This window comes from Allosphingosinicella sp. (assembly GCF_059502505.1).
This window is the reverse complement of record NZ_JCACEU010000016.1, coordinates 567,420-590,974: the sequence shown is the minus strand read 5'-3', so window position 1 is coordinate 590,974 and position 23,555 is coordinate 567,420. Positions and strand designations below refer to the sequence as shown.

General features: G+C 67.0%; 12 protein-coding genes. 7 read left to right on the top strand and 5 right to left on the bottom strand.

From position 1 onward, the window contains the following. Positions 1-15: 15 nt before the first annotated feature. The 4 genes from AC5JBD_RS11140 (at position 16) to AC5JBD_RS11125 (ending at position 14,025) form a co-directional block, all read left to right on the top strand. Positions 16-2,022, top strand: coding sequence for a CHASE2 domain-containing protein (locus AC5JBD_RS11140; protein ID WP_495721863.1), 2,007 nt, complete (start codon positions 16-18; stop codon positions 2,020-2,022). A gap of 1 nt (position 2,023) precedes the next feature. Next, positions 2,024-2,752, top strand: a complete 729-nt coding sequence (locus tag AC5JBD_RS11135) for a hypothetical protein (RefSeq protein ID WP_495721862.1) — start codon at positions 2,024-2,026, stop codon at positions 2,750-2,752. Positions 2,753-3,065: 313 nt separating this feature from the next. Continuing rightward, positions 3,066-4,823, top strand: a complete 1,758-nt coding sequence (locus AC5JBD_RS11130; RefSeq protein WP_495721861.1) for a ShlB/FhaC/HecB family hemolysin secretion/activation protein — start codon at positions 3,066-3,068, stop codon at positions 4,821-4,823. Between the two features lie 22 nt (positions 4,824-4,845). Then, complete coding sequence (locus tag AC5JBD_RS11125) at positions 4,846-14,025, top strand: beta strand repeat-containing protein (RefSeq protein ID WP_495721860.1); 9,180 nt, start codon at positions 4,846-4,848, stop codon at positions 14,023-14,025. A gap of 117 nt (positions 14,026-14,142) precedes the next feature. On the opposite strand, the gene AC5JBD_RS11120 is transcribed toward AC5JBD_RS11125, so the two are convergent. Then, positions 14,143-16,251 (bottom strand): M3 family metallopeptidase, encoded by a 2,109-nt coding sequence (locus tag AC5JBD_RS11120; RefSeq protein WP_495721859.1) that lies wholly within the window; start codon positions 16,249-16,251, stop codon positions 14,143-14,145. Positions 16,252-16,477: 226 nt separating this feature from the next. Here AC5JBD_RS11120 and AC5JBD_RS11115 point away from each other — a divergent pair, with 226 nt between their 5' ends. Next, positions 16,478-17,173: a cyclic nucleotide-binding domain-containing protein gene (locus AC5JBD_RS11115; protein ID WP_495721858.1), complete on the top strand. Its 696-nt coding sequence runs from the start codon at positions 16,478-16,480 to the stop codon at positions 17,171-17,173. A gap of 77 nt (positions 17,174-17,250) precedes the next feature. Then, positions 17,251-17,427 carry a hypothetical protein gene (locus AC5JBD_RS11110; protein WP_495721857.1) on the top strand — a complete coding sequence of 59 codons (177 nt, stop codon included), beginning with the start codon at positions 17,251-17,253 and terminating at the stop codon, positions 17,425-17,427. A gap of 290 nt (positions 17,428-17,717) precedes the next feature. On the opposite strand, the gene AC5JBD_RS11105 is transcribed toward AC5JBD_RS11110, so the two are convergent. From AC5JBD_RS11105 to AC5JBD_RS11090, 4 genes are all read right to left on the bottom strand, one after another. Then, on the bottom strand, positions 17,718-18,065 hold the full coding sequence (locus tag AC5JBD_RS11105; protein ID WP_495721856.1) for a hypothetical protein: 348 nt from the start codon (positions 18,063-18,065) through the stop codon (positions 17,718-17,720). Between the two features lie 239 nt (positions 18,066-18,304). Further along, positions 18,305-19,765: an aldehyde dehydrogenase family protein gene (locus AC5JBD_RS11100; protein ID WP_495722003.1), complete on the bottom strand. Its 1,461-nt coding sequence runs from the start codon at positions 19,763-19,765 to the stop codon at positions 18,305-18,307. An 18-nt stretch (positions 19,766-19,783) separates the two neighbouring features. Next, positions 19,784-20,275 (bottom strand): Imm26 family immunity protein, encoded by a 492-nt coding sequence (locus AC5JBD_RS11095; protein WP_495721855.1) that lies wholly within the window; start codon positions 20,273-20,275, stop codon positions 19,784-19,786. Between the two features lie 5 nt (positions 20,276-20,280). Beyond that, positions 20,281-21,939: an acetolactate synthase large subunit gene (locus tag AC5JBD_RS11090; protein ID WP_495721854.1), complete on the bottom strand. Its 1,659-nt coding sequence runs from the start codon at positions 21,937-21,939 to the stop codon at positions 20,281-20,283. Positions 21,940-22,165: 226 nt separating this feature from the next. Here AC5JBD_RS11090 and AC5JBD_RS11085 point away from each other — a divergent pair, with 226 nt between their 5' ends. Continuing rightward, the gene (locus tag AC5JBD_RS11085; protein WP_495721853.1) at positions 22,166-23,554 is read left to right on the top strand and encodes a multiheme c-type cytochrome; all 1,389 of its coding nucleotides are present in this window, start codon (positions 22,166-22,168) and stop codon (positions 23,552-23,554) included. Position 23,555 lies beyond the last annotated feature (1 nt).

Below are 23,555 nucleotides of genomic sequence, written 5' to 3'. Positions count from 1 at the left end.
AGAGCCCTGGACGCGATGACCGAGGAAGCGACCGCGGTTCCGCCTTGGCGGACGCGGGCAAAGCGCGCGCTGAAGCAGATCGGGCCGCTGCGGCTGCTCGTCACCCTCGCCTTCGTCGTGCTGGGCCTGCTCTTCGCGCGCTACGGCTGGCAGGTCCCGCTGGCGCGCGACGCCGAGCGGGCACTCTACGATACGCGCGTCATCCTGACCGCGCCGCAGGTCGACCAGGACGAACGGATTGCGCTGGTCGTCTACACCGACGACACGCTGCGCCGGGTCGAGAAGCGCTCGCCGCTCGACCGGCGCACGCTCGCCCAGGCGCTCGCCGCGATCGACGCGATGAACCCGAAAGGGATCGCGGTCGACATCCTGATCGACCAGCCCCAGCAGGAAGACCCGCTGCTGATCGAGACGCTGCGGCGGCTGAAGACGCCGATCTATTTCGCCTATGCGACCAATGCGAGCAATCCGGAGCAGATGCAGGTTTGGCAGGAAGAGTTCCTGCGCGGGTTCCTTGCGCAGGCGGCGCCGGGACCGGTGCAGCCGACCAGCATCCGGATCCGCCCTGATCAGGATAATGTGATGCGCCGCTGGCCCGACCGGCCCGCCTCCCTCCCGCCGCTGATGCCAAATGCGCTCGCGCCGGGGCATCCGGAGTTTCGCACCTATGAAGGCGCGATCGCCTATCGCCTGCCGAAGGCGGAGGACTATCCGGTCTTCTCGAGGCTGCCGATCGACCTGTTCGCCGGCGAGCTGGCCCCCGCGATGCGATCCCAGATCGAGGGGCGCTACGTTCTGATCGGCGGCGACATCCAGGATCTCGACGATTTCGAGACTCCGATGACGCGCGGCAACGGCCAGATGATGAAGGGTCTGGAGGTCCACGCACACCTGCTCGCCCAATTGCTCGACGGCCGTATGCCCCGTGCGATCTCGCCATGGACGCTCTGGCTCACTGCCCTCTTCGTCGTGCTCGCGGGCGCCCTCACCGCCTTGCTCGACATGCGCGCATGGCGGCTGGCGCTGGTGCTGATCGGCCAGTTCCTCTTCTTCGTGTCGCTGCCGTTCTTCCTCCACGCCAATAATGTAGACACACTCGGCCTCCCCGCTTTCGGGTGGGGCATGGGGTGGGTCTTCGCGTTCGCAGCGGTCGGAGCGGCGGCGCGGGTGATCGGCGCCGAGCAGCGCAAGTTCGCGCAGTCCGCACTCGGCCGATATCTGCCGCGCGACATCGCCGCCCAGATCCTGCGGGATCCCGAGCGGCTTGCGCTGAAGGGCGAGAAGAGGCGGATCTACGCGGTCTTCACGGATCTCGAAGGCTTCACCAAGCTGAGCCATGCGATCACGCCGGAGCAGCTCTCCGGCCTGCTCAACCGCTATCTCGACGTGCTCAGCAACGTGGTGCTCGAGCATGGCGGCACGATCGACAAGTTCGTCGGCGATGCGGTGGTCGCCTTCTGGGGCGCGCCGATCGCCCGGGACGACGATGCCGACCGGGCGATGCGCGCCGCGATCGCCATGTACGAGGCGGGCGAGGCCTTTGCCGCCTCCGGAGGACCCGACATTCCGCAACTTGGTCGCACGCGCGTCGGTCTTCATCGCGGCGAGGCTGTCGTCGGCAATTTCGGCGGCGAAGGAAGGATCCAGTATACGGCACTTGGAGACGGCATGAATACCGCCGCGCGACTCGAATCCGCGAACAAGTCGCTGAAAACCACGATCCTCGTCAGCAGCGAGGCGCGCGTGGAATCAACCCTCGACATCTTCCGCCCGATGGGCCGCATCGTGCTCAGTGGCCGCTCGACGCCGGTCGAGGTCTGGGAGCCGGTGCCGCAAATGGACAGGGGGCTGAGGCGCACATTGGTAAAGCTCTGGGAAAGGTTCGATGGCGGAGACTTGAGCGCGCTTACAGAATTTGGCGAGATCGCCGTCCGTCACAAGGAGGATGCGGCGCTGGCCAATTTCGTGTATCGCATCAGGGAAGCGGGGCCGGGAGGCCATTATGTCTTGGGGTCGAAGTAAAATGAGGAAGATGCATCTTGCGGCTGCTGTGCTGGCCGCCTCTGTCGCCACTGCCGCAGCTTCGGCAGACATCCTGGTCGTGAGGTCCGCAGGTCCCTCGGCGAAGAATTTCCCGCCGGGCAAGTCGCTGCCGGAGAACGGGCGCATCACCTTGCAGGCGAACGACAAGCTGGTCGTCCTCGACGGCCGCGGCACGCGCGAGCTGAAGGGCCCGGGAAGCTTCACGCCGGGCGGTCCTGCCCAGGCGGCGAGCCGGACGGCGGGGCTGACCGGCATCGCCGCGCCGCAGCGCCGCGCCCGCATCGGCGCCGTGCGCAGTGTAGGCCTCACGCCGCTGCGCAGCCCCGACATCTGGCCAGTGGACGTGGCGAAGAGTTCCACCGTCTGCGTCGCGGATCCGGCGAACGTGACGCTCTGGCGCGCGGACGCCGCGCAGCAGAGGATGCTGACCTTTCTGGCCGAAAATGGCGCCAGACGCACGATTACCTGGCCCGCCGGTGCGGCCACGCTCGCCTGGCCGTCCGACACTCCGATCAACGATGGTGCCGAGTATAAGCTGAGCTGGGACAAGTCGGGTCAGACGAGTCTCAAGTTCCGGATGCTGCCGGGCAGGCCCATAGATCTTTTGGAAACGGCCTCGTCGCTCATCAAGAACGGATGTCAGGCACAGCTCGACTTGCTGATCGAGGAAAGGCGGCTGCCCGACGACGGCACGTCCACAACCGGCTGAACGACCCGTACAAGATTGGGAAAGCAGTGCTTTCCGGTTGTGCGGCAGGCCTGCGGCGAGTACGGTCTCAGGCATTGGAATCGGATGGTTTTCGGCTCGGTCACCTCGCCATGAGGCGGCAGAGGCGAGCTTTGCCGCTGATTCCATAGGGGAACAGGGACTGTCCCGGGCGGGGGGACTAGAAATATCCGTTCGGGGCCAAGTTGGGCTTAGCGTTCGTCTGCCACGGGCAGCCACGAGCCAAAGGGCGGTTGATACCGCCTCGACGCGAGATGGGGGCAAGGCAGGAAACGCCGGCTGTGGGGAGACCGGCATGCGATTCATGTGCCACATTCGTTCGGCACTCTTGGCGGCAGTTGCGACGGGGGGCATCGCCGCGCCGCTTTCGGCACAGACCGTTCCGGCGCAGGCCGCGCCCACCCGCGAGGAAATCGACCGCCCCGACCTGAGGCCGACGCCGGCGCCGCCCGCCCGCCTGACGGTGGAGGGTGAGGTCGAGCGCGCCCCCTGCCCGCTCGCCGCACCCGACTATCAGGGCGTGACATTCACGCTCAGCGACGTCGTCTTCAACAATCTGACGGGGCTGTCGGCCGCCGATCTCAGGCCCGCTTTCGCCGATTTCGTCGGGCAGACGGTGCCGATCGCTACGGTGTGCGAGATCCGCGACCGCGCCGCCACCATCCTGCGCCGCGAGGGCTATCTCGCTGCCGTCCAGGTGCCGCCGCAGGAGATCGAGAACGGCATCGTCCGGTTCGACGTGCTGATGGCGCGGATCGTCTCGGTGCAGGTGCGCGGCGACGCCGGCCGCTCAGAGAATACGATCGCCGGCTTCCTCCGCGCGCTCCAGGAGATGCCGGTCTTCAACGAAAAGGAGGCCGAGCGCTACCTGCTGCTCGCCAAGGACCTGCCCGGCTACGACGTCCGGCTGACCCTCCGCCCCGCCGGCACGGCGCCTGGCGAAGTGATCGGCGAGGTGGCGGTGCTGCACACCCCGATCGAAGTCGACTTCAACGTCCAGAATTACGGCGCCCGCGACGTCGGCCGCTGGGGCGGCCTGCTGCGCGCCCAGATCAACGGCCTCACCGGCCTCGGCGACCGCACCACGGTCGGCCTCTATTCGACCGCCGATTTCGAGGAGCAGCAGGTGCTCCAGCTCTCGCACGATTTCGCGATCGGTGCGGAGGGGTTGCGCCTCGCCGGCCGCTTTACTCATGCCTGGACCGAGCCCGGCGGCAATCCCGAGCTCGACATCGAGTCCCGCACCCTCCTCGCCTCGCTAGAGGCGACCTATCCCTTCGTGCGCTCGCAATCGGCCAACGTGCAGGGCGCGATCGGCTTCGATCTCGTCAACCAGGAGATCGATATCCTCGGCGAGACCCTGAACCGCGATAAGCTCCGCATCATCTATGCCCGTGCCGATTTCGATACCATCGACGAACAGAGCCTGGGCGCCCTGCCCGGCTTCACCGCCTTCCAGCCGCGCTGGCGCTTCGGCGGCACGATCGAGCTGCGCCAGGGCCTCGACGTTCTCGACGCGACCGATTTCTGCGCCGCCTGCGAAGTGCAGCCGAGCCGCATCCCCGGCACAGCCAAGGGCACGGTGGTCCGCGCCGCCGCGCTTGCCGAATATCGGCCGGTCCCGAACATCGCCTTCAGCCTCGCCCCGCGGGCGCAATATAGCGACGATCCCCTGTTCGCCTTCGAGGAATTCTCCGGCGGCAACTACACCGTGGGCCGCGGCTATGATCCGGGCGTCATCACCGGCGACAGCGGCTTCGGCTTCCAGTCGGAGATCAGGATCGGCAACGCCGCACCGGAAGCGGCCGACAAGTTCGCCTTCCAGCCCTTCGGCTTCTTCGATGCTGGCTGGGTGTGGAACAACCGCGACGCCATGTCCGGCTCGCAGAGCCTCTATTCCGCCGGCGCGGGCGTCCGCGCCGCTTATGGCGACCGCTTCCGATTGGACGTCGCGCTGGCGGTGCCGCTGAAGCGCGCCGGCCTCCAGACCGAACGCGCCGACCCGCGCCTGCTCATCTCCTTCACCACGCGCCTCCTGCCGTGGACCCGCTGATCTTGCCCAAGGACTGACCCTCATGTCCACGATCGTCCCCATCGCCCTCCCCCGCCGCAACCGGCTCCTGTCGTCATGCGCCGTCGCCGTGATCGCGACGCTGACGGTGCACATGCCGGTGCGGGCACAGGCCGTGCCGGACCTCACCAAAGGCTTTCAAGGGAACGGCGTATTCGCGGGTGGAGCCGGAGGCATCACGACCGGCACGCAGACGACCACAGTGACGGTCAATGCAAACCGCAACATCATCAATTGGAACACCGACGACACCGCCGGCGGGACAGATCCGATCGATTTCCTCCCGAATGGGCACACCGCCGACTTCGTCAACAACAGCGGGCGCTCCGGTCAGGACTATATCGTCCTCAACCGCATCATGGGCTCTCCCAACCGCCCGATTGCCTTCAACGGCACGGTTCGGAGCACGTTGACCACCGCTGCCGGGGGCGCGCGCGGCGGTCAGGTGTGGTTCTACAGCCCGACCGGCATCATGGTTGGAGCGACGGGCAGCTTCAACGTCGGCAGCCTTCTGCTGAGTGCCGCGGATATCACCGATGAAGCGGGGTTCCTGAACGAGGGGAACAGCACTTTCCAATTTGGGGCGGCTGACGGCAGCCGGGCTGCGGTCGAGGTCCGGGGCAACATCACCGCTGGCAGCCGCAACGCTTACGTCGCGCTGATCGCGCCGCGGGTCGTCCAGTCCGGAAACGTTTCGGTCAACGGGACTGCTGCCTACGTGGCGGCGGAAGCCGCGACGATGACGATCAACGGCTCTTTGTTCGACATCCAGATCACTGACGGCACCAGCGTCGGCGGCACCGGCAGCGGCGATGCCGCGCTGGTCCACGACGGCAATACGACCATCCAGAACGTTGAAGTGGGTTATGGAGAGAGCGGCTACGGCGACGCGCCCACCGATCGGGCGGCGATCATGGTCGCGGTGCCGAAGAATGACGCTGTGACCATGCTGGTTCAGGGCAATGTCGCCTACCAGCAGGCGAGTGACGTTTCGCAGGTCAACGGCCGGATCGTTCTGTCGGCCGGTCATGACGTGAACGGCATCTTCATCGGGTCGAGGAGCGACGCACCCGCGAACAGCACCGCCGACATCCGTGTCAGCAACGGCCCGGGGCGGAGCGCCTTCGACGCCGACGTGATCGGTCGCGCAACCGGCACCGCAAGTGCGACCGCAATCGCGCGGAACGAGACCGGCTATGGCGGCGTGGCGCTGGACGATCTGACGTTCGGCGGTGCGCTGGAACTGACGGGAACGCGCGGCGCCTCGCTCGAGGCAGGCGCGAACAGCCGCATCGACATCGCTCGCTCGCTCTTGCTCGACGTGTCGGGCAGCGACAGCGCGTCCACCGCTCGCGCCAGCCTCATCGCCCGAGCTGGCTCGGATATCGACATCGGATCGGATCCTGATTTCGGCGGGGGTGCCGACCTCGACGCCAGTCTGCAGACGTCGGGCTTCGGGACCAGCGCCATCAATGAGCGAACGGCGGAGATACTGGTCGAGGGCGGCAGCGTCGACATCAACGGCAACGTCTTCGTGCGGGCGAATGCGCGGGTCGCGGGCTTCTTCTCCTCGAGCGGCGGCGATGCCGAGGCGGGCACCGCCGTGATTTCGCTCAGCAGCGGCTCCCTCACCGTCGGCAGCCTCAGTGTCGAGGCGAATGCCCGTGGCGGCAATGCCTTTTCGGGTGAAGGCGGCACGGCGGTCGGCGGCGACGGCTTGGGCGGCATCGCGAAGATCGAGGCAACGGGCGGCACGCTCGCCATCGAAGGGTCGCTCAACGTCTCCGCCAATGCGCTCGGCGGCGCCGGCGAGACGCTCGGCGGCAATGCTGAGGGCGGCGAAGCCTCGGTGCTCGCCAGCGGCAGCGGCGCGATCACCACCACCGGCTTCGCCTCGGTGGAGGCGGATGCCGGGGACTTCGCCTTTTTCGGCGGCGAGGGCGGGCTTTCCGACAACAAGGGTGGCGATGCGCTCGCCGGGAGCGCCACCGTGTCGGCGACGGGCGGAGGCGCCCTCACCTTTAGCGACGATCTCGAGATCAGCGCCACCGCGGGAGCCGGCTTCGGCGCTGTGACCGGCGGCAATGCCGAAGGTGGCGATGTCGGCGTCTTGGCGAGCGGCGGCAGCATCGGCGTCGCGGGTGAGCTTGCGCTCCTCTCCGACGCACGCGGCGGCCCCACGGACGATGGTGTCCGGTCCGGCGACGGCCAGGGCGGCGATGCGACCCTCGATGTTGCGGCGGGCGGCTCGGTCTCGGCCACCAGCGTGACGATGACATCGGTCGGCCTTGGCGGCGGCCTCGGCTCGATCTGCTGCGACGAGGTCCTCACCGCCGCGCGGGTAGCGCGTCCTGGTGTCGGCAGCGGCGGCAACGGCTCGGGCGGAACGATCACTGCGACCATCGCGGGCGCGCTCAGCACCAATGCGATGACGCTGAATGCGGAAGGCATCGGCGGCGCCGGGCGCGACGCCACCGGTTCGATGGACGCGACAGGCGGCAGCGACGGGATCGGCGGCGACGTCCTCCTCGAATTCTCTGCCTCCACCTCGATCGAAACCCTCAATATCGACGTGGACGGTCTCGGAGGCGACGGCGGTTCCGCCTTCAGCAGCAACGGCCGCAACGGCGGCGACGGCGGGATCGGCGCTGCCGGGAGCATCATCCTGCGCTCGACTGCGGGCGACACCACGATCGGTTCCCTCGCGGTCAGCGCCGACGGCATCGGCGGCGATGGCGGCTCCGGCGCCTTTGGCGGCGAAGGCGCGGGCGGCAATGGCGGTGCGGGCGGGCTTGGAGAGGGTGGCCAGCTCACCCTCGCGAGCTCCGGTTCGGGACGCCTTACCCTCAGCACCTTCGACCGGGTCGATAATGGAGGCTTCGGCTTCCAGGTCAGCGGCATCGGCGGAGAAGGCGGCAGCGGCGGCAGCTCGTTCAGCGGCGACGGCGGATCCGGTGGAGCCGGCGGCGAAGCGATCGGCGGCGGTATCAGGCTCCAGACCTCCGGGGACGGCGTGCTTAACATCCGGCCGACCGAGGTCGAGGACGGCTACGGCAACACCAGCTACTTCACCCCCGAGTTCCGCGCGGAGGCGCGCGGGGGCTTGGGTGGCGACGGCGGCTTCGGCGAAGAAAGCGGCTATGGCGGCGGCAGCGGCTTCGGCGGCGACGGCGGCTTCGGCGGCAAGGCGACCGGCGGAGCCATCGAGATTGACGTCACCGGCGGCACGCTGGATTTCTCGAACGGCGATACCAGTGACCCGATCGTGACACTGCTGAGGTTGCTGGCCGAAGGCTATGGCGGCGACGGCGGCAGAGGTGGCGAGGGTGACGTCTTCAGTGGCGTCGCCGGCAACGGCGGACGCGGCGGCGATGCCAGCGGCGGAACGGCGAGCCTGTCGGTTGCGGACGGATCGCTGACGATCGGACGCGTCGACTTGGTCAGCGACGGCCGCGGCGGCGTCGGCGGCACCGGCGGCGAAGCAAATACCGGCGGGAACGGCGGAAGCGGCGGCACTGCGCTGGGAGGGCATGCGGTCTTCAGCCTTACAGGGGCGGTCAATTTCAACCAGCTCGCGAGCGGCATAACGGTGCTGGCCGGCGGCATCGGTGGCGATGGCGGCAATGGCGGCACCGGCGTGATCGACGGCGGCCTATCCGGGGCGGGAGGCGACGGCAGCGGCGGCCGCGACACGACCACTGAAAACGGAACCGTCCAGGGCGGTGTCGACATCATTCTCAGCGCGGCGGACGTGAATATCTCGAATGTCAGCGCCCAGGCCAATGGCAATGGCGGCACGGGGGGCAGCGGCTTCGTCAGCGCGGAAGGCATCGGCAGCGACGAAGGCGATCCGTTCGAAACAGCGGCAGGCGGTGCGGGCGGCGCCGGCACGGGCGGCACGGTCGCTCTCGTCTCCACGGCCGGCATCAATCGAATCCTCAGCCGGATCGAGTTTACTGCAATTGGTGCTGGCGGCGACGGCGGCGGATCCGAAAGTCTCGCCGGCGGCGCAGGCGGCAAAGGCCTAGGCGGAACGATCAGCCTCGCCGCGACGGAAACCGGCGAGATCACGCTGGCAGGCGCGACCCTCGGTTCGTTCGGCCTCGGCGGTGAAGGCGGCGATGGCGGCGACAGCGATCGCGGCGGCAATGGCGGCCGAGGCGGCGACGCCGAGGGTGGCAGGATCGAACTTGCCACCCTGCGGCAAGGCAGCATCACGCTAACTTCCGGCGAAGGTGGCGGCGACCTTCAGGCGGAGGCCTATGCCCGCGCGGGCAACGCCGGGAACGGTGGCAATGGCTCGGAGGTAGGGGACACCGGTGGGCTCGGCGCCGATGGAGGTGATGCCATTGCAGGCTTCGTCGACATCGACATCGCGGGCGGCACTGCAACGCTCGGCGACGTCACGGCCAACGCCACTGCGAGCGGCGGCAACGCCGGCTTTGGCGGCAGCGGCGAAGGCCGGGCTGCGGTACCGGACGATCCGGAGACGCCTGAGGATGAAAGCCAGCCGGAAATCCCGGTTACCTCGGCTCCTAGCGGTTCCGGCGGCACCGGCACGGGCGGAACCATCCGGATCGCGGTTGCCGATGATGGCAGTGACGCGGGCGCACTGGCGGCAGGGTCGGTAAATCTCTTCGCCTCCGGCTCCGGCGGGCAGAATGCGGACGACAGCAGCGCGGCCGGTTCCGCGGGCACCATCGGGATTTTCGACACTGCCGGCGCGGCCGAAGGCTCCTTCCAGGTGTCCAGCCTCAATGTGGAAGCGTCGGGCGACAATGCGGCGCACGCGATCGGCTTCGAGCTGGTCACGAACGCCGGTCGCATGGACGTGTTCGGGTCCGTCAACATCGACGTCGATAATGACGCGAGACTTGAGGGCGTAGGCGACGGCACGATCGCGGCCGGCTTCTCGTTCGACGTGAATGCGGGCGGCTCGATCACCCTCGAACAGGATGCCGGCGCGACGGTGCCGCTGATCCAGGCCATTCGAGTCGATCTCGATGCGGGCCAGTCGATCCTCGGCGCGACCGCCGGGATCCTGGCGGAAGACAGCATCACCGCCGAGACCGAGAACGGCAGCATCTCGCTTGGCGATCTCACCACGACCAATCCTGAATTCGGCGGGGAAAGCTTCACGGGCATCTTCGTCACATCGGCAGGAACGGCCGACATCGGCAGCGCGGACTCGGCCAGCGACCTCTTCGTCAATGCCGCCGGCAACATCGTCATCGGCAGCGCGACCGCGGCCGACGACATCCTCGTCACCAGCGACGGCGGCACGGCCTCGGTCGCGTCGGCGACGACCCTGGGCGAATTTGACACGGAGAGCGGCTACGGCTCCGACGCAGGCACCAACATCCGCATAACCGCCCTCGGCGACGCCCGTCTCGACAACGGCACCACCCCGGGCTCAATCATCCTGACCTCCTCCGAAGGGTCGGTCAGGAGCGGCGGTCTGCTCGACGCGCAATCGCTCAGCGCCAACGCCGCGCAGGATATCGCGCTGACGGACGTGCTGGTGCGCGATAGCCTGTTCCTCTCGGCCAACGGCTCGGTGACCGGACGGGACTTCACCAGCGACGGCGACATCTCGCTGTTTGCCGGCGGCGACATTGCGCTCACCGGCACCGCGGAGGCCGGCGGCGAGATCTTCGCCAGTGCCCAGAATGTCAGTCTGGCGGGAGCCGTGACCAACGGCACCTTCACCGGCGGTGAAGGCGGCAGCGGCATCACGGTCTTCGCCGACGATCAGGCCTCGATCGAGACGGCGGACTCTGCCAGCTTCATCTCGGTCAGGTCGCGCGGCTTCAGCGGCGGCTCGCTCGTCTCGGCCAACGAGACGGACATCCGCGCATTGGGCGGCGAAGGCGGTCCAGGCACCGGCATCGACGTGGATGCGGTCAGCGCCGGCAGCTTCGTGAACCTCGAAGCCGATGCGGGCGCGACGGCGGGCAGCCTGACGGCCTCCGGCGGCGGCGTCTTCGTCAGCGCCGGCGGAGCGGCGATCCTCGGATCGCTCCTCGCCAGCAGCGACATCGCAGTCTCTGCCGACAGCATCAGCCTGACGAGCGGCACCGCGGCGCGTGACATCGTGCTCGAGGCGAACGGCGCGATCGGCGTCACCGCGGCCGAGGCCGGCGACGACTTCGAAGCAACCAGCGCGAGCGGTAGCTTCACCGGCGGCACGATCACCACCACGGGCCTGGGTGAGGACGCGAGCGAAAGCGGCTACGGCCCGGGCGACGGCAGCAACATCCTCGTCGATGCGGCAGGCTCGATCCGGCTCGACAACGGCAGTGCGCCTGACCGCATCAGCCTCACTGCCCGCAACGGTCGCATCGACAGCGCCGGACTGATCGAAACCACCCAGTTCGACGCCAGCGCCACCAGCGACATCGCGCTCACCGACGTCGATGTCGTCAACGACCTCATGCTTGCCACGACCGGCGGCTCGATCTCGGGCCGTTCCCTCGCCAGCGAGGGCGACGTGAACCTGGACGCCAACGGAAACGTCACGGTCCAGGAGGCACGCGCCGGCGACGACATCTCGATCTTCGCAGGCGGCACCGCTCTGGTCGGTGCGGCCTCGGCTCCCGGCACCGGCACCGACAGCGAAGGCGACGGCTTCAACATCGATGTCGAGGCTGTCGGCAATGTCAGCTTCGGCAGCGCGGAGACGGTCGGCAATCTGCGCCTCGTCTCGCAGGAGGGCGGCATCCTCCGCCTCGGCGCGCCCGAAGCGAACCTGATCGAGGCCGGCGGCAACGTCTTCGTCTCGGCGGCCTTCGATCTCAACCTGTCGGCGGTGAATGCCGGCGGCGATATCGCGCTCGCCTCTCAAGGCGCGATCGACACCGGCAGCCTTGCGGCCGGCGACGATCTCTCCCTCGATGCGGGCGGCGCGCTCAGCGTCGATGCGGCAACGGCCGGCGGCGAGCTCTTCGCGCAAGGCTCGTCGATCGAGTTCGGTAGCGTCGTCATCGGCGGCGCGCTCAACCTCGACACGCCCGGCGCGCTCGTGCTCGGCACGGCAAGCGCCGGCAGCATCGACGGCTCGGGCAGCACCATCACTGCGGGCACACTCACCACACCCGGATCGATCACCCTCTCCGCGACCAGCGGCGAGGCATCGGTCGGGACCGCGCTTGCCGGCAGCGACATCGCCATCTCCGGCGCCTCGGTCACCCTGGCCGACGGCACCGCCGGCCGCGACATCCGTCTCGCCTCGGCGGGAGACATCGATGTCGGCTCGGCCAGGGCCGGCGACGACTTCACCGCGGAAAGCGGCGGCGCCTTCACCGGCACCCTCGTGGTCACGACCGGCGAAGGTCCGGACGCAGAGGATGGCGGCGAGAACGGCTACGGCACTGTCGCTGCGGTAGCGGATGACGGCAGCAACATCACCGTCGCCGCCGCCGGCACGATCGCCCTGGCGACCGGCACGGCCGCCGACGCGATCGACCTGTCGAGCAGCCAGGCCTCGATCGCGAGCACCGACGCCCTCACAGCAGGCGGCTCCATCCTCGGAACCGCCGCCACGACGATCACGCTCGCCGAAGCCAATGCCGGCCAGTCGGTCGATCTCGACGCGGGCGGCGCCATCCAGGTCGCGCGCATCGATGCGGGCGGCGGCGTCACCCTCACCTCCAGCGGCGGCGCAGTCCTTGTCTCGGAGGATCTGAAATCGGGGCAGCCGGTCGACGCGGCCGGCCGCTCGGTGACGCTCAACGCGCAGGGCGCCCTCGCCGTCCGGTCCGCCACGGCGAGCGCAGGCAATGTCGCCCTCACCAGCGCCGGCAACCTGCAGGTCGAACGGGCGGATGCGTCCGCTCAGGTCAGTGCCAGCTCCGGCGGCACGCTCGGCCTGACCGGCCAGGTCAACGGCACCCAGATCAGCCTCGCCTCGCGAGACATCGCGATCGGCTCCAACGCCCAGGTCGGGACCACCCAGCGCACCACCGGCATCCAGATCACCGCCAATGGCGCCAATTCGCCGGTGGTGATCGGCGGCAGCGCGACCGGCAGCGGCTATCGGCTCGACAATGCCGAGTTCGGTCGCCTCGCCTCGCGCGATGTCACGATCAGCAGCCAGGGCGAGAGCGGTTCGATGCAGGTCGACGCGCTCACCGTCCGCGGTGCTGGCGCCGGCAACCCGAACGTCACAGGCCGCCTCACTCTCGCGGCCGGCGGCGACGTCGAGATGACCGGTAGATTGGCCTTCGATAGCGCCACCGCGGCGAACAGTGTCCGCGTCAGCGCCGGCGACAGCTTCTTCGCCGATGCGGCGGGTGCAGGCATCGCCGTCACCAACGGCAGCGCGCTTGCCGGCTCGGTCGACATCGAAGCCCGCTCGATTGTGATCGCCAGCCGCGGCGCGGCCGGCGAGCTCGGCAGCATCAACAATATCGATGATCGCAGCGACCGCCTCGGCCAGAATGACGGGACGGCGGACAATGCCGGCTTCGTCCGCGCCGACGGCATCCGTCTCTCGGCATCGGAGAAGATCCATGTCCAGAACAGCGGCATCAACAGCGACGAACCGGACGACCGCGCCGGCCTGTCGGCGGGCGCCGGCGGCATCACGCTGGTCACCAACAACAGCACGACGCCGGTCGAGATAATCATCAACGGCCGGCAGGTGAATCCGGCCGGCGGTGAGTTCACCGGCGAGGCCTTGATCGACGAGCTGACGATCGTCGGCGCGAATGGCGGCCAAGCCAATTTCGCGGCGCGCTCGACGGTCAACGGCTGCCTCATCACCGGCTTCAATTGCGGCGTAATCATCCTTCCGGAGAGCCCGCTCACCCGAGCGAAGGATCTGATCGAGGAACTGGAGCAGGAGGATTCGGAGACGCGGCCTCCGGCGATCGGCTTCTCCCGCCTGATCGACATCGAGGACGGCCCGTTGTTGTCCGTGGTCGACGAGCCCGTCACCGGGACCGGGAACGAAGACATCTATTTGTCGGAAGATGCGCTCGAGCCGGTCTGCCCGGATGATCGGACCGACTGCGCCGTTGACCAGCCCGTCACCGGCACCGGCAACGAGACGCTTCAGTCGGGCGACACGCAGCCGACGCAGCTCGCACCGGGCCAGCAACAGGGCCGCCAGCCGGACGCGAACGGCCCGGTCACCGGCACCGGCAACGAAGCGCTGCAATCGGGCTCGCCTCAAGAAGATTGAGGCTGATACCATCGACGAGCAAAGGGCGGCGCCTCCAACGGAGACGCCGCCCTTTCATTTGACAACCACCCAATTCACCGCTCGCCTCTCAGCGCGAGCGGCGAATGGGTTCGCTCATCAATTACCCGTCGGGAAGCCGCGCTTCTTCATCAGCGCGGTGACGTCCGGATCGCGGCCGCGGAAGGCGCGGTAGGCCTCGACGCGATCAGTCTCGTTGCCGGTCGCCAGCACCAGCTCCTTGAAGCGGGTAGCCGTCGCCTTGTCCCACGGACTCCCCGCCTCCTCGAACGCCGCCCAGGTGTCGGCGTCCATCGTCTCCGACCAGAGGTAGGAATAATAGCCCGCCGAGTAGGCATCCGACGAGAACAGGTGATTGAACTGCGGCAGGCGGTGCCGCATCACCAACTCCTTCGGCATGCCGAGCCGGGTCAGCGTCTCGCGCTCGAACGCGTCCGGATCGACCACGCCATCCGGGTCCATGTGCAGCGCCATGTCGACCAGTGCCGACGACAGATACTCCGCCGTTGCGAAGCCCTGGTTGAAGGTCTGCGCCTTCTGGATCTTGTCGATCAGCGCCTGCGGCATCGGCTGGCCAGTCTGGTGATGCTTGGCGAACTTCTGCAGCACCTCCGGCGTCATCAGCCAATTCTCGTTCACCTGGCTCGGATATTCGACGAAGTCGCGCTGCGCCCCCGCGAAGCTCGGATACTCCACGTCCACCAGCAGATAGTGAATGGCGTGCCCGAATTCGTGGAAGAGCGTCTCGGCATCGTCGAGGCTGATCAGCACCGGCTGACCCGCCACCGGCTTGATGAAGTTGTTGTTGTTGGAATTGAGCACGATCTCATCGCCGAGCAGGCCGACCCGCGTCCGCGCGGCCGAGTGCCAGGCGCCCGAGCGCTTCCCGGTGCGGGCATAATTGTCCATGTAGAACAGGCCGACATTCTTGCCCGTCCCGCGGTCGGTGACCTCGAAGGTGCGCACGTCCGGATGCCAGACCGGCACCGCGCCCGTATTCTCCTTGAAATCGAGGCCGTAGAGCTGCCCCGCCGCCCAGAACATGCCGTTGATCATGTTCGACAGCTCGAAATAGGGCTTAATCTCGTCCTGGCTGAGGTCGTAGCGCTGCTTCCTGACCTTCTCCTGATAATAGCGATAGTCCCAAGGCTCGATCGTGATCGAGTTGCCAGCCAGCTTCTGCATGTCGGCGACTTCCTCGCGAACGCGGGCGACGGCTGCCGGCCAGACACGCTCCATCAGCTGCTGGGCACGCGCAGGCTCACGAGCCATCGTGTCCTGCATCCGCCAATGGGCATGGGTCTCGTAGCCGAGCAGCCTGGCGCGATCGGCGCGCGCCTTCACGATCTTCGCAATTGTCGCGTTGGTGTCGTTCGCGTCCTTATTGTCGCCGCGGTTGACGAAGGCGCGCCAGACCTTCTCGCGCAGCGCCCTATTGTCGCCGAAGCTCAGCACCGGATCCACCGCCGAGCGGGTGTTGACGATGGCGTAGGAGCCGGGGGGAAGCTTGCGCTCCTGAGCAGCCGAAGCCGCCGCCGCCTTCACGTCCGCCGGAACGCCCTTCAGCTCCGCCTCGGTGGCGGTGATATAGGTGCTCTCGTCCGCCAGCACCTTCTCGCTGAACTCGGCGAACAGGCTCGCGAGCTGCTGGTTATAGGCCGAAAGCTGCTGCTTCTGCCCCGCATCGAGGTTCGCGCCGCGGCGGACATAGCTCTCGTACATCCGGCTCACGAGGCGCTTCTGCTCGGCATTGAGGCCGGCGCCGTCGCGCGCCTCGTAGACCGCCTTGATGCGCTGGAAGAGCTGCGGGTTGAGCACGATCTCGTCCGATGCAGCGGCGAGCTTCGGCCCCCACTCGCGCTGCAACGCCTGATATTCCGGCGTCGCCATGTTCGACGTCATGACGCCCATCAAGGTGGTTACGCGGCCGAGGTCCTCGCCGGCCTTCTCGAGCGCGGCGACAGTGTTGTCGAAGGTCGGCGCGGCAGGATTGCTGGCGATCGCCAGCACTTCGCGGCGCTGCGCGTCGATGCCGTATTGGAGCGCCTGCGGGAACAGGTCCGGGTGAACCTTGTCCCATGGCGGCACCCCGTCATAGGGACCCGTCCACTCGACGAGCAGGATGTTGTCGGGCGCCGGCGTGGCCGCGGCCATTGCCGGCGCGGATTCCGAAGTTGCCGCCTCAGCGGCCTGGCTATCAGCGTTCATGGTTGCACAACCACCAAGAGCGAGCGCGGCTGCACTCGCCAGAAACATAGCTTTCAAGATCACTCTCCATTTCCGAGCGTCGGGCGCAACCGGCAGGCGCGCGCCTTGATGGCCTCGGCCATAGCATGTTGTGCCTGAACGTCACGCAACTTGAACGAGACCGCCTTCCCCTTCACATCTCGCGCGGTTTCGCGCATCATCGGGGTTGTTTCGCCAGGGGGGCGCAATGGACGGCATCGCATCTGCATTCACGCCCGCCGGGCTGGTTTTCCAGCTGGCTTTCGCGCTGCTGGTCGCGGCGATCCTGTCGACGCGAGCCGATCGGCTGCGCGCGCTGGTGGCGGTGGCGGCGTTGGTCGGCTTCGCCCACGCCCTCGCCTTTTCACAGGACGTGGTGGCGGCGATCTGGTGGGCCCTTCTGCTGGGTGCGGCCCTGCTCGTCCTTGGCCGCCGCGCGGCGGAGAACAGCAAGGTGCGCTTCACCGAAGAGGAGGAGGGGCTGCTGAAGGGCGTCTTCTCCGCCCTCCCCCGCAGCCGCGCTCGCCATCTTCTCGATCAGGGCTTCTGGCTTTCGGGCCGCGAGGGCGACGTGCTCACCCGCGAGGAGGAATCGGTCACCCATCTTTATTATCTCGCTGCCGGCGAAGCGAAGGTGCTGAGCCACGGCCGCCAGGTCGGCACCTGCCGTCCCGGCGACCTGATCGGCGAGGTCACCGTTCTGTCGGGTGATCATGCGAGTGCCACGGTCGTGCTGGAGGGCCCCGCTCGCTTCTGGTGCGCCCCCGCAAGCGTGCTTCGCCCCTACATCCAGGCGCATGAGGACGTCCGCCGCGCGCTCGAGCAGGGCTTCGCTCAGTCGCTCAAGAACAAGCTTCGCCAGAGCAACGAACGCATTGCCGACGCTGGTGGCGTGCCGGCGTGAGCCGCGCCTGTTAACTTCGATTGCTTACCGGCTGTTAAGGCGCGGCACTTAACTTGGATCAATCAAGGAGTAGGGACGTGGTCGACAAGGGTACGGTCGAGTTCGACCGGCGTGCCGTTCAGCGCGCGAGCGTGGCCATCGAGGCAATGCTTTTCATGGAAGAGCCGCGGCCCATCACCGAGGCTAGCCCCTGCACGCGGCAATCCCTCGCCGCTGCGAACGACGACTATGACCCGGAGTATCCTGCCGCCTGACTTTGGCTGTGCAGGTGTAGCATCCCGGCATCAGCAATCGCCCAAAGCATCGTGCTCGGCGTGGGCGCGGGAACAGCGGGATTCGCACCGGCGTTTCCATCCCCGTTGCAGGGGAAAAGACGATGTTCCACAACGCCTTCGCCTTGTTCTTCATCGCCGTGCTGGTGGGCTCGGCCGCCGCGCTGCACGCGCTGCTGGCGGCGAACCTGAAGCTTATCGCCGCAGCCCTCCGGGGCGACACGCTCGCTCCTCTTGAGGAGCGCCGGCCGCCCCGGCTGGTCCGTGTCAGGTCAGGACGACGACTTGCCTTTGCTCCCGTCGCTTTTCGTATTTGCCGCCTTTGAGCTGGACTTCGTGCTGCCAGACTTGGCGCTGCCCGACTTGGTGCCACCCGACTTCGTTCCGGCGGACCGCTTCCGCACACCGAGCGCGGCCGCGCCGACCGCGGCGGCGACAACGGCCGCACCGGCCGCAATAGCGGTCTTCGGATTCTCTTTCGCCTTGTCCTTCAACTTGCTCGCGCCTTTCTTGATGGACGCGCCGCGGCTCTTCTTCTGCTCCGTGCCTTGATTCTCGTTCTCGCTGCTGCCTTCTTCCGCCTTGGCATGCGGCATGGCTGAACTGGGGATACTGGACATTGCTCACTCCTGTTTGGATTCGGCCTCAGAACGTGAGTTGAGCGGGCTCGGTTCCGCGCGCTGGCTGGCCCCGCCGGCCCGCATCCTTTAGCCCGAGCAGGAGAGGGAAACCGGCATGCGCTTCCGCCTGAACAACGATCTCGGGACGTGGACCGTCCTCGCCGTGCTGTTCGGCATCGTGCTGCTGATCCTGTTCTTCCTCGTCGCGATGCTCGCCTTGCTGGCGATGCGCTGACCGATCACTCGCCCATGTAGCGCAGAGCTGCGCCCGCACCTCGGCGGATGACGAGGTTGCGGATCTCCGTCATGTCCTCCATCGCGAAACGCACGCCCTCGCGACCGAGGCCGCTGTCCTTGACGCCGCCATAGGGCATGTTGTCGACACGGTAGCTCGGCACGTCGTTGATCACGACGCCGCCGACGTCGAGATGGTCCCAGGCGTCGAACATCTTGAACAGGTCCCGGGTGAAAACGCCGGCCTGGAGTCCGAACTTCGAATCGTTCACCTCGTCGAGCGCGTCCTTGAAGCGGGTGAATTTGGACAGCACCGCGACCGGCCCGAACGCCTCCTCGACCACTACCGTTGCGCCGCGATCCACATTCTCGAGCAATGTCGCCTCGAGCATCGCACCGTCGCGCTTGCCGCCGCACAGGAGCTTCGCGCCGCCCTGCACCGCCTCCTGGATCCAGCCGTCGAGGCGCTTGGCCTCCTTTAGATCGATCATCGGGCCGACGAAGGTCTCGCGCTCGTGCGGGTTGCCGGCGATGAGCTTGCCGGCACGCGCCACGAGCCGGTCACGCAGATCGTCATAGATGTCGGCGTGGATGATGATGCGCTGCACCCCGATGCAGCTCTGGCCCGACTGGTAGAAGGCGCCGAAGATGATCCGCTCGACCGCATCGTCTAGGTCGGCGTCGGCATCGACGATCACCGCCGCATTGCCGCCGAGCTCCAGCACCACCTTCTTCTTGCCGGCTTTGGCCTTGAGGTCCCAGCCCACCCCCGGGGAGCCGGTGAAGCTGAGCAGCTTCAGCCGGTCGTCCTCGGTGAAGAGGTCGGCGCCGTCGCGGCTTGCCGGCAGGATCGAGAAGGCGCCCTTGGGCAGGTTCGTCTCGGCGAGCACTTCGCCCATGATGAGGGCGCCCAATGGCGTGCGGCTCGCCGGCTTCATCACGAACGGGCAACCGACCGCGATCGCCGGCGCGATTTTGTGGGCGGCAAGGTTGAGCGGGAAGTTGAACGGGGAGATGAAGCTGCACGGGCCGATCGGCACGCGCTTCCACATTCCCTGATAGCCCTTGGCGCGCTTGGAGATGTCGAGCGGCTGCACCTCCCCGGTCATCCGCACCGATTCCTCGGCAGCGATGCGGAAGGTGTCGATCAGGCGAGTCACCTCCCCTTCCGCGTCGTTGATCGGCTTCCCCGCCTCGACGCAGAGCGCGTAGGCGAGCTCGTCGAACCGCTCGGTGAAGCGATTGACGCAATGCTGCAGCACGTTCTGCCGCTCATAGCTCGCCATGTGCGCCATCGGCTCGGCAGCCTCGACCGTCGCCGCGATCCCCGCATCGATAGTCTTTGCATCCGCGAGCGCGCAGCGAAATGCGACCTCGCCGGTATATTTGTCGGTGACCTCGAGATCCGTATTCGGCTGCTGCGCCTCGTTGGCGAGGTAGAGCGGGTAGACGGATTTGAGCTGGATCAAGTGTGCCTCCTAAACCTAGCAGACCGCTGCTTGCTGCCGCTGGTACACGATGCTGAGCTTTTCGTAGCCGGGGTCGATCGCTGCAAGCCCGTGAAAGGCTTTGAATGCGTTCTCAAAGCCGATTGGAGACCTGTTCCAGTGCTCGTCCAGACACTCCGTCTCCCGGGCTGTGGCTGGGCGGATTAAGCGGCCGTCGAAGTCCTGCACCCAATTACTACCGGACACACGAACATGGGAGAAAGGGCGTGGAATTACGCCGTCTGGTATCGGTAGGTGGCCGACCACCTGCCACCGCCCGTGATAGAACAGAGCATCCATGGTACGTCCGCAAAGGAGTATCTGATCCGTGGAAACTTCGTTCAAGTCGAAGCCCGGCGACGCGGGTTCGCGCAGGACTGAGATGTGGAGCTGAGGTTTGACACTAAGCACCTGCCCCACTCCGACACGATCAACGTCGATGGGGAAGGTGAAGATGTCACCCGGCTTGAACTTGATCCGCTTGCGCACCGCGCTTAGCCCTGGTGCGAGAGCTTGGCGCTCAGCTCCTTGATCTCCTTGTTGAGGATGCGGTCGTTGTCCGCATAATCGACCGGGCAGTCGATCAGGTGCACGCCCTCGGTGTCGAGGCACTCCCTTAGCAGGCCCGGCAGCATCTCCGCGCTTTCCACGCGGTGGCCCTTGGCGCCGTAGCTCTCGGCATATTTGACGAAGTCGGGGTTGCCATAGGTCAGGCCCCAATCCTCGAAGCCCATGTTGGCCTGCTTCCAGCGAATCATGCCGTAGCTGTTGTCGTTGAGGATCAGCACGGTGATGTTGAGCTTGAGGCGAACCGCCGTCTCCATCTCCTGGCTGTTCATCATGAAGCCGCCGTCGCCGCAGATCGCCATCACCTTGCGGTCCGGATAGACCATCGCCGAGGCCATTGCCGACGGCAGGCCGGCGCCCATCGTGGCGAGCGCATTGTCGAGCAGCACCGTGTTGGGTTGGCGCGCGTTATAGTTGCGCGCGAACCAGATCTTGTAGACGCCATTGTCGAGGCAGATGATGCCGTCGGCCGGCATCGCCTCGCGGATCTGCTTGACGAGGCAGGCCGGGAAGATCGGGAAGCGCATGTCGTCGCACATCGAATTGGTGTGTTCGACCTCGGCCTTGCGGGCGGCAAGCATCCTGTCGAACTTCCAGCTGCCCGAGGGCACGATGTCCTGCTTGATCTGCCAGATGGCGTTGGCGATGTCGCCGATCACCTCGATCTGAGGGAAGTAGACCGGGTCCACCTCCGCCGTCTTGGTCGAGACGTGGATCACTTCCGTCCCGCCCTGTTTCATGAAGAAGGGCGGCTTCTCGATCACGTCGTGGCCGACGTTGATGATGAGGTCGGACGCCTCGATGGCCCGGTGGACGAAGTCGCCGGCCGACAACGCTGCGCAGCCGAGGAACAACGGATGCGTCTCGTCGAGCACGCCCTTGCCGAGCTGCGTCGTCAGGAACGGGATGCCGGTCTTCTCGACGAACTGCAGCAGCATTCGGCTCGTCATCTTGCGGTTCGCGCCCGCGCCCAGCACCAGCACCGGCGCCTTGGCCTGCTCGATCCGCTTCACCGCGGCGCGAATGCCCTTCTCGTCGGCATTGGGGCGGCGGTGGATGCTCGGCTTCAGTGGCACCGAATCGGTGTGCTCGTCGGCGATATCCTCGGGGAACTCGATATGGGTCGCGCCCGGCTTCTCCTCCTCGGCCAGGCGAATCGCCTCGCGAATCCGGCTCGGAATATTGTCGGATGACGCCAGCTGGTGCGTGAACTTGGTGATCGGCCGCATCATGTCGACTACGTCCAGGATCTGGAAGCGGCCCTGCTTGGACTTCTTGATCGGCTTCTGCCCTGTCACCATCAGGATCGGCATGCCGCCAAGAAAGGCGTAAGCCGCGGCAGTCACGAAGTTGGTCGCCCCGGGACCCAAAGTCGCCATGCAGACGCCGGTCTTGCCGGTGTGGCGTCCGTAAGTCGCGGCCATGAAGCCGGCGCCCTGCTCGTGCCTCGTGAGGATCAGCTTGATCTTCTTCGACCGCGACAGACTGTCGAGCATGTCGAGATTTTCTTCGCCCGGTACGCCGAAAATATATTCGACCCCCTCTTCTTCCAGGCACTGAATGAACAGGTCCGAGGCTTTGGTCATGTCGCCCTCTCCGCTGAGTGGTTCTGTTTAGGCTGAAAAGCACAGCGGGCGAGCGAAGGCCGCCAAGCGCCCCATTCCCCCTCGCCACCTCATGTATCGGGCTTTGTTTCGGCTGTCATCACGTTCAAGCAACGATGTTGCGGCTTGAAAGCCACGGATAAGTCGAACATAGTTACGGCCAAGCAGCCGCCCCGGAGTCTCGCGGGAGCGGTGAAGGGGGGCAGAGATGGGGCGCAGCCGTAACCTGGCGATGATGTTCGGTGGCGTGGGCCTTTTGCTCGCGCTCGCCGCTGCTCTTTTCTTCCGTCCCGCCGGCGCCACGGCCCAGAGCAGCCAGGCCCAGCGCAGCGGCTCCTATGTCGGCGTCGCGACCTGCTCCGGCTCCACCTGCCACGGCCGCAGCGAGCCAACCGGCAAGATCGTCCGTCAGGACGAGCTGATGATCTGGCAGGACGAATCCTCGCCCGCCGGCGCCCATAGCCGCGCGCACCGCGTGCTCCAGCTTCCGCGCTCGCGCCAGATCGCGCAGCGCCTAGGCATCGGCGAGGCGACCAGCGCGCCAATGTGTCTCGGCTGCCATGCGACTCCCGCCGCCGCCGGCCAGCGCGGCGCCCGCTTCCAGCTCTCCGACGGCGTCGGCTGCGAAGGCTGCCACGGGCCCGCTTCGGGCTGGCTCTCCTCGCATTATGAGGTCGGCGCGAATCACGCGCAGAATGTCGCCCGGGGCCTGGTGCCGCTCGAGAATCCGCGCGCCCGCGCCGCCCAGTGCCTCGACTGCCACTTCGGCAGCGCCGAGGAGGGGCAGTTCGTCAATCACCGGATCATGGCCGCCGGCCACCCGCGCATCGCCTTCGAGCTCGACCTCTTCTCGACGCTGCAGCAGCATCACAACGAGGATGGCGACTATGCCCAGCGCAAGGGCCGCCCGAACGGCGTGCAGCTCTGGGCGGTCGGCCAGGCCATGGCGCTGGAGCGGTCGCTGGCGCTCTATGCAAATCCGAGCCGCGGCACCGAGGGCGTCTTCCCGGAATTCTACTTCTTCGACTGCCACACCTGCCATCGGCGCATTTCGGACAATCCGAACTTCCAGCCGACCGCGCTCGACAACCCGTCGCGCCCGATCCCCGAAGGCATGCCCGCCTATAATGACGAGAACATGATCATGCTGGCCGCCGCGGCCCGCGTCGCGGCGCCGTCCCTCGCGGCGCAGTTCGAACGCGACAGCCGCGCTTTCCACCAGGCGCTGGGCCGCGACCGGGCGGCCGGCGTCGCCGCGGCCAATCGCCTGCGCGAGACCTCCCGCAACCTCGCCAACGCCTTCTCCAGCGCACAAATGGGACGTCAACAGACCTTCGCCATCATAGACGCCATCACCAGCAACGCCGTCCAGGAGCGCTTCACCGATTATGCGGGCAGCGTGCAGGCGGTCATGGCCACCGACACCCTGCTCTCCTCGCTGGTGAATTCGGGCGACGTCAGCACCGAGACGGCGAACACAATCCGCTCCGACATCAACATCGCCTATCGCGCCGTGCGCGATCCCAACGAGTATCAGCCGCGTGAATTCCGGGCGAGTCTCGGCCGGGCGGCGTCAGCGATCAGAAGGCTGAGATAAG